Here is a 13889-nt window from a genome sequence, read left to right as displayed (position 1 = left end):
ACCTCCGGGTGGTCGCGGTGGAAAGGGGGGCAGGGTCGGCGCGGGCTAGTCGGCGTTTGTCGGCGGCTCGGACAGCTCCGTGCGCACGTGCTCGACGATCTGGGCGTGGGTGGCGAACCAGACGTCGTCGAAGGAGGCCATGTGGTCGAGCAGTTCGGTGAGCACGACCATCCGGGCGCGGTGGCCGATGATGTGCGGGTGCAGGGTGAGCTGGAACAGGCCACCGTCGGCACGGGCGGCGTCGAACTCGTCCCGCCACAGCTGCAGCACGTCACGCGGCGGGGTGTAGGGCCGCAGGGTCGAGTAGCGCTCCATCATGAAGTACGGGGCGTCGTCGCGGATCCACTCCACCGGCAGCTCGACGATGCCGGTGGGCCGGCCGTCGGCGAGCAGCTCGTAGCAGTCGTCGTCGGCCATCAGTGACGAGTCGTAGATCAGCCCGAGCTCGGCGATGATCCCCAGGGTGGCGTCGGAGAAGTCCCAGGACGGGGTGCGCACCCCGACCGGTCGAACCCCGGTGACCTTCTCCAACGTGTCCAGGGCCCGAGCGGCCAGCTCCCGTTCGTCCTGCGGTTGCAGCAGCATGTTGCGCTCGTGGATCCACCCGTGCGCGGCGATCTCGTGGCCGGCCTCCACGTAACCGCGCGCCTCTTCGGGATGGAGCAGGGCGGACACCGCCGGCATGAAGAAGGTGGCGGGCACCGAGTGCCGCGCCAGCGCGGCGAGGATCCGGGGCGCGGCGACCCGGGAGCCGTACTCGCCCTGGGCGAGCTTGCCGGGGCGGGTCTCCCCTTCGCGCAGCGGAATGGTCTCGTGATCGGAGTCGAAGGAGATCGCGACGGCGACCTTGGCGCCGCCGGGCCATGACGGCGCGAGCCGGCGGCCCGCTCGGACCCGGTCGACGTGGCCGCGCCAGGTGGCCTCGTCCCACTGCCACGGCTCGGTGGCGGCGCTCATTGGCTGCTCCTTTCGGTGACGGGCTCGACGGACAGGTGCGAGGCGGTGGGTAGCCAGGCGCGCTTGAGGGTGTCGAGTTGCAGGGTCGTGTCCGCGCGGCGGACGCCGGGCAGGGCGCCGACCACGTCGGTGGTGAACCGGTAGAGATCCGCGAAGTGCGGAAGCGAGACCTGCGCGCAGAGGTTGAACCGCCCGGCGGTGGCGGACAGGTACTTGGTGGCGGGGTCCTCGGCGAGCTGGCGACCGGCGGCGTCCAGTTGGGCCGGCTCGACGTCGAGCCAGAGCATGAACTCGACCGCGAAGCCCAGCAGGGTCGGCTCCACCAACGTCCGGAAGCGCAGGCAGCCCCGGGCGACCATCGAGTCGATGCGCCGGGCGACCGTCGACTCGCTCGAGTTGACCTGCGCCGCGATCTCCCTGACCGGCATCCGCCCGTCCTCGCCGAGGGTGGCCAGGATGGCCAGTTCGAGGTCGTCCAGCCGGTCCGGTGGGCGCTCCCAGATCTGGTCCTCGAACGGACGCGCGGGCGTGGGGCGGAGCAGGGCGGTCGCCTCCGGGTCGAGAAGGCCGGTGTCCCAGTCGTGGGCGGAGGTGAAGGTCCGCATCACCGTCAGGGTCTCGGTGTCGGTGACCAGGTCGGCTCCGGGCAGGTCGTGGACGAGCACCTGGGCGAGGTCCCGGTGCGTCGGCACGACGAACTCGGCGACCACGTCGACGCTGCCCGCGACCATGGCGACGAAGCGGGCCTCGGGCTTCGCGGCCAGCCGGGTCACGACCTCCCCCGCGGTGCCGGGTCGGCACGAGATCCGGACGAGCACGGGAACCCCCAGGCCGCACCGGAGGACGTCGACGACGCCGATGACCCGGGCCGCTCGCCGGTTGCGCAACGCGGTGAAACGGCGCTGCACCGTCGACTCGCTGGCCCCGACCGCCCGGGCCACCAGGCCCCACGGCGCGCGGCCGTCGAGTTGCAGCGCGGCCAGCAGGCGGCGGTCCAACGCGTCAAGGGTGGGCGCGGCATCCATGCGACCCATCCTGCGTGACGGAAAGCAGCAGCGCAAGGCCTGGGCATGGGGATTTCCAGCAATCCTGGCTTTCCGGTGCTACTTATCGGCGAGGTTGGGCGGTATCAGGTCGCTGGTCGCGGTCACCGGCCGGGGCCTTTGGGAAGAGATTCGCGTTTCGCGCCCAACAATCGCGCATGTCCGACCTTCGCTGACCGCGCGAACCCCGCGTCACCTGGGCAGCGGCACCACTGGTGCGTCGCGGGTCAGGCCCAGCTCAGGCGTTGGCGCAGCAGGGATTGTTCGGCCGGGTTGGCGGTCAGGACGAGGGCACGTTCGTCGGCCGCGCATGCCCCGGCGAGGTCGCCGACGTCGCGGAGCAGCTCGGCGCGGGTGGCGTGGAAGAGGTGGTAGTCGTTCAGGTCATCGGCCAGGGCGTCGACTTCGGCGAGCGCCTGCGCCGACCCGGTGACGTAGCGCAGGGCGATCGCCCGGTGGAGCCGGGTGACCGGCGACGGTGCCAGGTGCAGCAGCATGTCGTACAGCACCACGATCTGGATCCAGTCGGTGTCCGCCCACCGCGGGGCCTCCGCGTGGCAGGCGACGATCGCGGCCTGCAGTTGGTAGGGCCCTGGTCTTCGCTGTGCTGCGGCGCGGCCGATGAGTCGCCCGGCCTCCGCGACTGCCTGGTGGTTCCAGCGCGACCGGTCCTGGTGTTGCAGCTGGATGATCTCGTTGTTCTGGTCGAAGCGGGCGGCGGCTCTGGCCCGGTGGAGCCGGATCAGGGCGAGCAGGCCGGCGACCTCGGGCTCGGTAGGCATGAGCTGGTGCAGCAACGCGGCGAGAAATTCGGCGTCGTCGGCGAGGCCGCCGGACTGGGCCTGGTCGCCGCCGGTGGACAGGTAGGCCTCGTTGAACAGCAGGTAGATCACGGCGAGCACCTCGGCGAGGCGGCCGCCGAGATCGTGCGCGGACGGGATCCGGTACGGGATCCCGGCGTCGCTGATCTTCCGTTTGGCGCGGGTGATCCGTTGCCCGACGGTGCTCTCCGGGACGAGGAACGCTCTGGCGATCTGTGCGGTGCTCAGCCCGCACACCACGCGCAACGTCAGGGCGACCTGGGCGGCGCGGGGCAGGGCGGGATGACAGCAGGTGAAGATCAGCCGGAGCCGGTCGTCGGGCTGCGTTTCGGCCGGCCACGGCACCAGCGCGAGTTTCTGCCGGTGGCGATGCTCCCGGCGGAGCTGATCGAGACCACGACGGCGGGCGACGGTGTACAGCCACGCGTCCGGGCGCTCCGGGATGCCCTCGCCAGGCCAGTGCGCCAACGCGGCCTCGACGGCGTCCTGGACGAGATCTTCGGCGGCGGAGAAGTCGCCAACCAACTGCACCAGGGACGCGGCGAGCCGGCCCGCGTGGTCGCGGACCACGCGGGCGAGCTCGGCGTGCGTCGGCTGGGTCATGCCGCGATGGGTCGGATCTCCACCACCGGGCAGGCTGGCCACGATCTTGCGACGCTCAGCGCCTCGTCGAGATCAGCCACCTCGATCTCGGCGTAGCCGCTGACCACCTCCTTGCCCTCCACGAACGGCCCGTCGGAGACCAACGGCTCGCTCCGATCCAGCCGCAGGGTGGTCGCCGTGTCCGACGGCATGAGGTGCGAGTGGTGACTGATCTTGTCCTGGTGGTCGGCGAACCACTGCCGCACCCCGGCGTAGGCGCGTTCCCGCTCGGATTCGTCCATGGCGGCGAGATCGGCCGCGAACTGCTCGGTCTCGACGAACATCAGCACGTACTTCATCTTTTCCTCCGTCGAGGTCTATGCGAACAGGGCGGCCATCCGCCGGGACAGCTCGTCGGCGCTCACGTCCTCCACGTGCGTGGCGACGGTCCAGCCGTGCCCGAAGGGGTCGACGATGAAGGCGTCCCGGTCACCGTAGAACTGGTTCTCCGGGGCGCGCTGCACGGTCGCGCCGCGCTGCGCCGCCTGCGCCACCGTCCGGTCGACGTCCTCGACGTAGATGAACTGGAAGACCGGGGTGCCGGGCAGCCCGCCGACCGGCGGGGCCGTGGTTCCGCGCCGTGGGTCCTCGTCTTCGACGATGACCACCGCGTCCCCGATCTGGATCTCAGCGTGGGCGACGGTGCCGCCCGGGCCGGGGAAGCGCATCCGATCGGTAGCGCCGAACACGTCGGCATAGAAGGTGAGTGCATCCGCGGCGCCGCGTACGACCAGGCAGGGCGTGACGCGGCGGTAGGAGTCAGGAATCGGGCTGGCTGACGGCGTCATGTCGATCCTTTCGTGTCCGGAGTGGTGCCTCTACCAACCAGACGACCGGCAGGCGACCGGATCCGACAACCGGCCGAAGCATTTGTCGACAGTCCACGTCGGTGCGTGCCAGACGTTGGTCATGGTGGCATCCGATGGACCCTGCGGGCCATGTGCGATCGGCATGTTGCATTGCGGGCCTGACCGCCGATCAACAGATAGAGCAGTCACCCACCGTCGCGACACCACCACCGGCAGCCGGCCCGGGCGGAGCCGCGACGGCGGCACCACATGCCCTCCCCACCTGCTCGAAGCGGAGGTCTGATGATGCGCAGGGAACCCCTCGCCGAGCTGATCGCCGACCGGCTCGCCGCCGATCGCGTACCCGATGACACCGCCGAGTTGGTCCTCGCCGCGCTGAGCGGCGACGCCGACCTGGACGCGGCGCTCGCCGGTGGGCGGACCACGCCGGAGCCGCAGCGCCCGGCGGCGGACGAGCCGCGGGAGCGGATCTGGCTGGCGTCGGTCACCGTCGCCGGGTTCCGCGGCGTCGGCCCGGAGCGCACCCTCGAGATCGAGCCCGGTCCGGGCCTGACCCTGCTGGTCGGCCGCAACGGCTCCGGCAAGTCCAGCTTCGCGGAGGCGGCGGAGCTGGCGCTGACCGGCGACAGCGCCCGCTGGGCCGACCACCACGGCGGGTGGCGGACCGGGTGGCGCAACCTGCACGCCGGGGAGCCGTGCCGGATCGCCGTCGAGCTGCGGGTCGACGGGGTGCCCACGCCCACCCGGGTGGTCCGCTCCTGGCCGGCGGGCGCGGAGCTGGGCGAGGCCGAGGTGACCGTCACCAGCGCACGGGGCATCCGGAAGGACGTCGCCGAGCTGGGGCTGGCCCGGCCGCTGGAGCTGTACCGGCCGTTCCTCACCGCGGCCGAGCTGGGCCGGCTCACCGCCGGCACGCAGAGCCAGCTCTTTGACGCGATCGCCGCGATCCTCGGCCTGGCGGCGATCACCGACGCCGACCGCCGGCTCACGGCCGCCGCGCAGCCTCTCGACGCGGCCGACAAAGAGGTACGCGGGCAGCGCGCCACCCTGGCCGACACTCTTGCCGGGATCGACGACGACCGGGCCCGGCGGGCCGCCGGACTGCTGGGAGCCCCGGGCGAGGTCGACCTGGCGGCGCTGACGGCGATCCTCGACGAGCCGGCGGAGTCGGCGGCCGACGAGACCATGGTGCTCTGCCGGTGGCTGGCCTCGATGCAGCTGCCCGACGCCGACGAGGTGGCCCGCCTCGCCGGGCAGCTGCGGGAGGCCGCCGCCGAGGCGCGCCGGCACGACGGCGGCCGGTCCCGGGCGTCGCTGCGCACCGCCGAACTGCTCCGATTGGCCATCGAGCAGCACGACGAGCGGGGTGACGGGCCCTGCCCGGTCTGCGCGGCGGGCCGCCTCGACCACGACTGGCGGAGCGGCGCCGCGGCGTCCCTGGCGGAGCTGCGCGACCGTACGCTCGCCGCCCAGGCCGCCGCCGCCCGGCTGACCGCACTGCTGCAGCGGGCGCACTACCTGATCGACGACCTGGACGTGCCCCACGGCGACGCCGCCGGGCTGCCGGTCGACGAGTTGCACGCGGCCACGGCGGCGCTTCGGCGGGCCCCGGGTGGGCCGGAGGAGCTGGCCGACCACCTGGCCGCGCGGTACCCGGCGGTGCTCGCGGCGGCCCAGGCCGCGCGGGCGTACGTGACCGATTCGCTGCGCCGGCTCGACACCAGTTGGCGGGCGGCGGCCGGAGAAGTGCGGGCCTGGGTGGCGGCGGCCGAAGGGCAGCCGGCGCGGGAACGGGCCCTCGCCCGGTTGCGGGCCGCCCGGTCCTGGCTGACGGCGACCGGCGCGGAGCTACGCGACCAGCGGCTGGCGCCGTTCGCGGAGCATGCGCAGCGGATCTGGGCGCGGCTGCGGCAGGAGAGCAACGTCGAGCTGGGCGCGATGACCCTGACCGGTGCGAACACCGGGCGGCGGGTGGTGGTCCCGGTCAGCGTGGACGGCGCGGACAACGGCACCGGGCTGGGAGTGATGAGCCAGGGCGAGCTGCACGCCCTGGCTCTCGCGACGTTCCTGCCGCGCGGCTGCGCGGCGGAGAGTCCGTTCCGGTTCATCGTCCTCGACGACCCGGTGCAGAGCATGGATCCGGCCAAGGTGGAGGGGCTGGCGCGGGTGCTCGCCGAACTGGCCGAGCAGCGCCAGGTGGTGGTCTTCACCCACGACACCCGGCTGCCCGACGCGCTGGGCCGGCTCGGCCTCGGTCGGTCCCGCATCGTCGAGGTGGCGCGCGCCGAACGGTCGGTGGTCACCCTGCGGCCCGGCTCCGACCCGGTGACCCGCTACCTCGACGACGCCTACGCGCTGGCCCGCACCGAGGAGATCGCCGCCGAGGTACGCGGGCCGGTGGTGGCGGAGCTGTGCCGCTCGGCGATCGAGGCGGCCTGCCACCGGATCGTGTGGCGGCGGCGGGCGGCGCGGGGGGTGCCGCACGACGAGATCGAGGCGGCCGTCGTCGCGGCGTCCCGGCAGCTGACCAACACGGTCGCGTTGGCACTGTTCGACGACGCCGACCGGGGCGGTGAGGTGCTCGGGTACCTGAGCCGCCGGCACGGGCCGCGGGCCGTGGCCGCGTACCGGTTCTGCGGCCGGAGCGTGCACGGGTCGTACCTGGTGGACCTGCCGGAACTGGTCGCGGACGCCCGCCACCTCGCGGAGGTCCTGCGGCCGCCGGGCGCCGCGACCGCGCCCGCAGGCGGCGAGGAGGCCCGGTCGTGACCGCGCCGACGCCCCGGCGCTGCCTGGCGGCGGCCGACGAGCTGCTGCGCGGCGCCGGCCCGCTCGGCGCATCCGGGGTGACCGCCGGCTGGTGGCCGCGGGCGTGCGCCGGCCTGATCCGACTCGCGCTCGAGGGCGGTGTCGACGCCTACTGGCGGCGGACCAGGCCGACGGTGGCGGCGCTGCGGCACGGCCGGCCGAAGCAGCTGATGCTGCACGGCCGGCTCGGTCCCGGCGCGGCCGTCGCCCGGCGGGTCGCGTTCGCCTGGGCGGCCCTGTCCGCCGCTGCCGACCACCATTGCTACGAGCTGGCGCCGACCACCGCCGAGCTGCGTCGCCTGCACACCGAGGTGAGCGCCCTGCTCAGCCAACTGGAGGGCAGAACGGAAACTCCGATGCCCTGACCAAGCCGGCCCCGCCTCAGGGCCGGCCGACCCACCGACAGGCGCCCACGAGGCGCGGAAAGACAGGAGCGCATGTCCCAGCAGAACCCCGATCGGTCCGTCGAGCTGTCCCGCCGGGACGAGGGCTGGGTCGTCACGGCCCGCTGGCACCCCGGCACCAGGTCAGGTGGCATCAACGGACCGGACGAGGTCGTCATCCGCATCCCGGATGACGCGGCGCCGGAGGTGCGTGAGCGGGGCATCACGTCGGCCGTGCTGCACCGGGTGGGACGGCACGTCGACGAGATGGTGGCCGAGTTCCACCACCTGCCGAGCGTCGGGGCGTACCAGCTGATGGTGGACCGCTACATCGAGGGCCGGCTCGCCGAGCTGGCCCAGGCCCGGGGTGCGACGGCGGCGGGCTTCGAGTCCGACCTGCTCGCCGTCTTCGAGGATCTGGCCGGCCGGGGGCACGCCGACCCGCTCGGGGCCCTCGCCACGGCGACCGGCCGGACGCGAAACGCCCTCGACGGCCTGCTCGACGTGGCGCGGCAGGGCGACGACCAGGAGCAGCGGCTGGCGTGAGCGCCGCGGCCGGGGGCAGGAAGCCCCTCATGGAGCCTTTTTCATCGTGACGGTGCAGGTCACGGTAGGTGGAACCCTGGCGCGCCAGTGCCGCGCCCGGGTCGGCTGCGAAAATCGCTGTCCGGTTGTCGGAGCACACTGGTAGAAAGCCGGAGTGCAAAAGACTTTGACGTTCTCTGATCATCTGCGGCTGATTGACGAACGGTCGACTGCCTTCCGCGCCGCGGTCGCTGCGGCGCCCAGCCTCGACGTGCCGGTGCCGAGCTGTCCGGAGTGGACGCTGTTCGATCTCGTGCAGCACCTGGGCATGGGCCGCCGCAGGTCGGCCGCCATCGTCGCCGCCGGGCCGGCCGACGCTCCCCCGGAGAAGTCCGCTTGGGATGACGGCACGGGTGCGCCTCGGGAACGCGAGGCTCTCCTGGCCTGGTGGACCGAGTCCGTCGAGCGATTGACGAGCGCGCTGCGTGAGGCCGGCCCGGACCGCGGTTGTTGGACGTTCTGGGGTGACTCGCAGTCACCGGAAACCTCGGGTGCATGGGCTCGGCGCCAGGTTCCCGAGATCGCGGTGCACACCTACGATGTCCAGCTCACCGTGGGGGACCCGGAGCCGCTACCAGTCGAGGTCGCCCTCGACGGTTTCGACGACTGCCAGTTCACCCTCTGCTCGACGGATGTCGCCTGGCCGCACGAACCCGCCGTCGTCGATTACTACTCCACCGAGGGCCGCTCTTGGCGCCTTCGGCTGTCCCGCGACGGCGCATGGGCCGCCCGCCTCGGCGCGCCGGCTGCCAGCGAGGACCCGGACCCGGACACGGCCGACGCCTCCGCCCGGGGCACGGCCAGTGACCTGGTCCTGTTCTTTTACGGCCGCATACCGCTGGATTCTCCGAAGCTGGAACTGGACGGCGACCGTCACATCTTCGATCAGCTCATCGCCTGGGACCCGTCCGTGTAACAACGAGCCCTTTTCATCGTGGGTCGCGGCCGGTCTGGACGTGATGTAGGACGAGGATGGCCTGGACGATCGCGGTGGCGCGTCGCGGGCAGCAGCGGAGCTTGGCTAGGACTTTCCAGCCTTTGATGGTGGCGACGGCACGTTCGCCGACGGCTCGGATCTTGGCGTGATGGCGGTTGACGGTCTCCTGCCGTCGAGACAGTCGGGGCCGGTGCGAACGGCGTTTGAACGGCGTATGGACGCTGCCGCCGGCGCCTTGGTACGCCTTGTCGGCGAAGGTCAAGACGTTCGCGCTGGTCAGCGCGTCGGTCAGGCCGTGGGTGCGGGCGGCGGTCAGATCGTGCGCAGCGCCAGGCAGCGCGGGCGAGGCCCAGATCAGGCGTCCGGCGCAGTCCGCGATGACTTGCACGTTCACGCCGTGGCGCTTGTGCTCGCCGGAGTAGTAGGGCCTTTGGTCCACGACCCGGTCGATCGGGATCAGGGTGCCGTCGAGAATCGCGTAGCCAAGCCGGCCGATGCGACGCATCGCCGCGTTCAGGTCCTCGGCGTGCGCCGCGAGCAGGTCGATCGCTTCCCGGACGTACCGCCAGGCCGTCGAGACGCTGACCGCGAAGCCGCAGGCCAGACGGGCGATGGTGTCACCGTTGCGGAGCTGGGCCAGGGCGAGCAGGGCCTGCCGGCCGGCGTCGAGGCGCCACCACCGACCTCGGCGCCGGGCGCGTTCGGCGCGGAGGAGGTCGGCCATGTGGTTCAGGGTGCGGCTGGACAGCGCGACTGCGGACGGGTAAGACAGCACAGCGAGGCTCCCGGTTGGGGCATCCGATCTTGGTCGACTGCTGTCTTACCGGGAGCCTCGTCCTATGTCGACACCAGATCTCCGCCGCGCCCACCGTGACCAGGCCCCTCACGATGAAGAGGGCTCATGGTCAGCACCATCGCAATGGGAAAGGTTTGGAAAGCTCAAATCTCGCTCAAGAAAATCAACAACGTCATTGTGCACAGGCAAATTCGCTCCCTAACATCCAGACAGTCGGCCGCCGGAAGGCGGCTCAGCCTGGTAGGCGGATGACAATGTCAAGAAACTGGCCGGTTCGTGTTGCAGCCGTGCTGACGGTCCCTGCCATCGTGTTGGGGACAAGCACCCCCGCCTTCGCCGGAGACACGTGGGTCTCCCTGGTGAACAGTCAAACCGCGGTCGCCAGTATGCAACACGTGGATGACGGCGACTATTTTCGCGTCTACGACCAACTGGCCGACGGTCACGGTGCGAAGGGCTACCTGTGGGTGTACACCTCCCCCACGGACAAATCTTTGATCGCGACCAAGTACAACGGCAACGGGGCGGGCACCTACACCCAGTTCCAATACAATGTCCTGGAGATATTCACCTACGCGATGATGGTGTGCTCGGTGGACGGCGCGAACGATCCTTCCCCCGGGCCCTGCTCGCCGGGGAAGAACTTCACCGAGTAAGGCGCGCCGACAGGTCGACGGCCGCGACGCCGACGATCGACTTGTCATCCTCGTTCTGGACGTAGCCGACCACGGAGGCGTGTCGCGGATCGAGCTCCGACGACAGCTCGAGTTCGAGCCGCCCACGCCCGGGGTCCTGAGCCAGCTGCGCGGACGTGAAGGCGCGGACCACGTTGTCCTGCCGCAGCCTCCGCCCGGCGTTCTCACCCCGGGGGACGTCGTTCTCCAGGCCGCGTTCCACGGCTGCCACGTTCAACACCGCCCGCTCCGGCGGCCGCTCGGCCTGGTAGTTGACCACCACCCGACACCCGCCGCCCGTGCCCTCGGCCAGGTCCTCCACCGACAGGCCGAGCGGCACGGCGGCCTCCTCGGTGAGGGCGGAGGCTATCGCCGATGACGCCTGCCGGCGGTCGGAACCGACGAACTCCACGGTGCCGTTGACGATCATCTGCGGCGTGTACAACCCCCGGGCGCGGAAGGCGCGCGCGTACGCCTCCTGCCGGCGGGTGTGCGCCGCGTCGCCGTACGGGTCGGCCCAGCCCAGGTGGTCCCAGTAGTCGACGTGGAAACCGAGCGCGTAGACGGGCTGCCCGCGCTCCCGCGCGTCACTTTCGATCTCGGACAAGAGCTCCTCGGCGGGCGGACAGCTGTTGCACCCCTGGGAGGTGAACAGCTCCACGACGGCGAAGCCGCCGCCGGCCGGCGGCGGGGCAGCGCCGGACCGGGTGCCCGGTGTGTCCGTCATGGCGCACCTCCTCGGTCGGTCCTGTTGGCGGCCCTGACCTTCCCGTTCCGTCCGCGACCATGCCCGCCAGCCCGGGCCGGGTTGAGCCGGGCTGACATCGCCTACCAGACCCGGTTGGTCAACCCCGGCATGATCGTGAGGGTGGGTGCCGCCAGGTCCTTGACCGGCGCGAAAGCCAGCCACTCCGGCCGTTGCCGCAACCCGACGGGCCACTTTCGTCGATAACAGAGGAAAGTTCGGTTGGTCTCGATGAAAGCTATAGACATGCCCCCATGTCTTTTGTAGCGTCGGCCGGGTGATGAGTGTTTCGTCGTGGTTAACCGCCACGTAGGCAACCCCGCGGCGATGACCTCAGACGGCTGTTGGCAGCCGGCCAACACCTATCTGCCACCTGTCCCCTAGCCCCCGTCCCTAGCCCTTCGCCAGACGCGACAGCGACGCCACCGGAAGCCGGTTCGGCGCCGCGGTAGCCGCCTGCCCCGCGACGGGCGACTCAGCCCTGCCCACACCACCGTCCATGAAGGAGCAGCTGGTCGCACCCCCTCGACCTGCCCCGACCAGTCCCGAGCACAAGGAGAGGCAGATGAAGAGACGACTCGCGCTCGCCGTAGCGGGTCTGACGACCATGGCGCTCGTCGCCACGCCCACCGTCGCGATGGCCGCGCCCGGCACGACCGGGGCGCCGCCGGAGAGCGACTTCCAGAAGGTCACCCTGAACGACAACCCGGGCGAGCCGATGGACCTCGCCGTGCTCCCCGACAGCCGGGTGCTGCACGTGACCCGCCCGGGTGAGGTCTGGCTGCACGACCCCGCCACCGGCCGCAACACGGTCGCCGCGACCCTGAACGTCTACCGGCACGACGAAGAGGGCCTGCAGAACGTCGCGATCGACCCGAACTTCGGCAAGGCCGGCAACAACTGGGTCTACCTGTACTACTCGCCGCCGATGAACACCCCGGTCGACGACCCGTCGACCCCGAACGTCAACGAGGGCGACGCACCGGCCTGGGGCACCGCCGCGGACTTCGCGAAGTTCAAGGGCGCCATCCGGCTCTCCCGGTTCCGGCTGGTCAAGGACAAGCTGGACCTCTCCACCGAGCAGCAGATCATCGACGTACCGGTCGACCGGGGCATCTGCTGCCACGTCGGCGGGGACATCGGCTTCGACGCCAAGGGCAACCTGTACCTGTCCACCGGTGACGACACCAACCCGTTCGAGTCCGGCGGCTACGCGCCGATCGACGAGCGCCCGGGCCGGAACCCGGCGTACGACGCGCAGCGCACCGCGGCCAACACCAACGACCTGCGGGGCAAGATCCTGCGCATCAAGGTCGGCGAGAACGGCGGGTACAGCATTCCGGACGGGAACCTGTTCCCCGAGGGCACGGCCAGCACTCGGCCGGAGATCTACCTGATGGGTCTGCGCAACCCGTTCCGGATCGAGCTGAACCGTGAGACCGGAGACCTGTACGTGGGCGACTACTCGCCGGACGCGGGCCAGGCCGATCCGCTGCGCGGGCCGGCCGGACAGGGCAAGTGGCTCGCCGCCCGCAAGGCCGGCAACTACGGGTGGCCGTACTGCGCCACCGCACAGCTGCCGTACGTGGACTACGACTTCGCCACCGGCCGGTCCGGGGCGCCGTTCAACTGCGCCGCGCCGGTCAACGAGTCGCCGCACAACACCGGGCTGCGGAACCTGCCCCCGGTGCAGCAGCCACAGATGTGGTACGGCTACGGCCCCTCGGCGCAGTTCCCGGAGCTGGGCACCGGCGGCATCGGGCCGATGGCCGGGCCGGCGTACCAGTTCTCCCGTCCGACGGCGCACGGCCGCGCGCCGATCGCGTGGCCGGCGTACTACGACGGCATGCCGCTGTTCCACGAGTGGACCCGGGACTACGTGAAGGGCTTCCGGCTGAGCTCCGGCGGTGCGCTGACCGGGATCGAGCCGGTACTCCCCTCGTTCACCTTCGACAACCCGATGGACCTGGAGTTCGGCCCGGACGGCGCGCTCTACGTGCTCGAGTACGGCGACGGCTTCTTCAGCGAGAACCCGGACGCGCAGCTGGCCCGGATCGACTACACCGGCTGGACCGGCAACCACACCCCGGTGCCGCAGGTCTCGGCCACGCCCACCAACGGGGTCGCCCCGCTGACCGTCACGTTCTCCAGCGAGGGCACCACCGACTACGACAATGACCGGCTGAAGTACGCGTGGGACTTCGACAACGACGGCAAGGTCGACTCGCGCGAGGCGAACCCGACCTTCACCTACCGGGAGAACGGCCTCTACAACGCCACGCTCAACGTGAGCGACGCCGGCGGGCTCTCCGCCTCCGCCTCGGTGCGGATCGTCGTCGGCAACGCCGCTCCGGTGGTGGAGCTGGTCAAGCCGACCGAGGGCCAGCCCTTCGCCTTCGGCGACACCGTGCAGTTCGAGGTACGGGTGACCGACGACCAGCCGGTGGACTGCTCCCGGGTCAGCGTCACGTACGTCCTGGGCCACGACCAGCACGGGCACCCGCAGACCACCGCCAACGGCTGCACCGGCTCGATCCAGACGACGGTGCCGTCCGGCCACGACCCGGAGCACGACAACCTCACCGCCGTGTTCGTCGCGTCCTACACCGACCCCGGCGGTGACGGCCTGCCGTCCCTGACCGGCACCGACCAGGTCGTCCTGGTCCCCAACGCATAGTCCTGAGAAGGA

13 protein-coding genes are annotated in these 13889 nt (G+C 71.4%); 6 read left to right on the top strand and 7 right to left on the bottom strand.

Annotated features, from left to right (window positions below; translation table 11 throughout):
- Positions 1-45: 45 nt before the first annotated feature.
- From Q2K19_RS25340 to Q2K19_RS25320, 5 genes are all read right to left on the bottom strand, one after another.
- Entirely contained in the window at positions 46-957 is a 912-nt protein-coding gene (locus Q2K19_RS25340) for a polysaccharide deacetylase family protein (protein ID WP_302764361.1), read from the bottom strand.
- Positions 954-1982, bottom strand: a complete 1029-nt coding sequence (locus tag Q2K19_RS25335; RefSeq protein WP_302764359.1) for an Lrp/AsnC family transcriptional regulator — start codon at positions 1980-1982, stop codon at positions 954-956. Before Q2K19_RS25335 ends, Q2K19_RS25340 begins: the two co-directional genes overlap by 4 nt.
- Positions 1983-2227: 245 nt before the next feature.
- On the bottom strand, positions 2228-3424 hold the full coding sequence (locus Q2K19_RS25330; protein ID WP_302764357.1) for an RNA polymerase sigma factor: 1197 nt from the start codon (positions 3422-3424) through the stop codon (positions 2228-2230).
- Positions 3421-3762, bottom strand: a complete 342-nt coding sequence (locus tag Q2K19_RS25325) for a YciI family protein (protein ID WP_302764354.1) — start codon at positions 3760-3762, stop codon at positions 3421-3423. Before Q2K19_RS25325 ends, Q2K19_RS25330 begins: the two co-directional genes overlap by 4 nt.
- An 18-nt stretch (positions 3763-3780) precedes the next feature.
- The gene (locus tag Q2K19_RS25320; RefSeq protein WP_302764352.1) at positions 3781-4251 is read right to left on the bottom strand and encodes a VOC family protein; all 471 of its coding nucleotides are present in this window, start codon (positions 4249-4251) and stop codon (positions 3781-3783) included.
- A gap of 306 nt (positions 4252-4557) precedes the next feature.
- Here Q2K19_RS25320 and Q2K19_RS25315 point away from each other — a divergent pair, with 306 nt between their 5' ends.
- The 4 genes from Q2K19_RS25315 to Q2K19_RS25300 all read left to right on the top strand — a co-directional run bounded on the left by Q2K19_RS25315 (position 4558) and on the right by Q2K19_RS25300 (position 8964).
- Positions 4558-7041 carry an AAA family ATPase gene (locus Q2K19_RS25315; protein ID WP_302764350.1) on the top strand — a complete coding sequence of 828 codons (2484 nt, stop codon included), beginning with the start codon at positions 4558-4560 and terminating at the stop codon, positions 7039-7041.
- Positions 7038-7445 carry a hypothetical protein gene (locus tag Q2K19_RS25310; RefSeq protein ID WP_302764348.1) on the top strand — a complete coding sequence of 136 codons (408 nt, stop codon included), beginning with the start codon at positions 7038-7040 and terminating at the stop codon, positions 7443-7445. The genes Q2K19_RS25315 and Q2K19_RS25310 overlap by 4 nt, the downstream gene beginning before the upstream one ends.
- A gap of 72 nt (positions 7446-7517) precedes the next feature.
- Positions 7518-8009: a hypothetical protein gene (locus tag Q2K19_RS25305; RefSeq protein ID WP_302764346.1), complete on the top strand. Its 492-nt coding sequence runs from the start codon at positions 7518-7520 to the stop codon at positions 8007-8009.
- Between the two features lie 154 nt (positions 8010-8163).
- Entirely contained in the window at positions 8164-8964 is an 801-nt protein-coding gene (locus tag Q2K19_RS25300) for a maleylpyruvate isomerase N-terminal domain-containing protein (protein ID WP_368046113.1), read from the top strand.
- A 13-nt stretch (positions 8965-8977) separates the two neighbouring features.
- Here the strand turns inward: Q2K19_RS25300 and Q2K19_RS25295 are convergent, their stop codons facing one another.
- Complete coding sequence (locus tag Q2K19_RS25295; RefSeq protein WP_302764343.1) at positions 8978-9760, bottom strand: transposase family protein; 783 nt, start codon at positions 9758-9760, stop codon at positions 8978-8980.
- Positions 9761-10176: 416 nt separating this feature from the next.
- On the opposite strand from Q2K19_RS25295, the gene Q2K19_RS25290 reads away from it, so the two are divergent.
- Positions 10177-10437, top strand: a complete 261-nt coding sequence (locus Q2K19_RS25290) for a hypothetical protein (protein ID WP_302764341.1) — start codon at positions 10177-10179, stop codon at positions 10435-10437.
- Here the strand turns inward: Q2K19_RS25290 and Q2K19_RS25285 are convergent.
- Entirely contained in the window at positions 10427-11182 is a 756-nt protein-coding gene (locus Q2K19_RS25285) for a DUF1223 domain-containing protein (protein ID WP_302764340.1), read from the bottom strand. The genes Q2K19_RS25290 and Q2K19_RS25285 overlap by 11 nt on opposite strands.
- A 583-nt stretch (positions 11183-11765) precedes the next feature.
- Between Q2K19_RS25285 and Q2K19_RS25280 the strand changes: the two genes are divergently transcribed.
- Positions 11766-13877, top strand: a complete 2112-nt coding sequence (locus Q2K19_RS25280) for a PQQ-dependent sugar dehydrogenase (protein ID WP_302764339.1) — start codon at positions 11766-11768, stop codon at positions 13875-13877.
- Positions 13878-13889: the final 12 nt, after the last annotated feature.

The organism is Micromonospora sp. NBRC 110009 (assembly GCF_030518795.1).
Taxonomy (GTDB): domain Bacteria; phylum Actinomycetota; class Actinomycetes; order Mycobacteriales; family Micromonosporaceae; genus Micromonospora.
The sequence above is the reverse complement of the archived record's forward strand: the minus strand, read 5'-3'. Positions and strand labels throughout refer to the sequence as shown.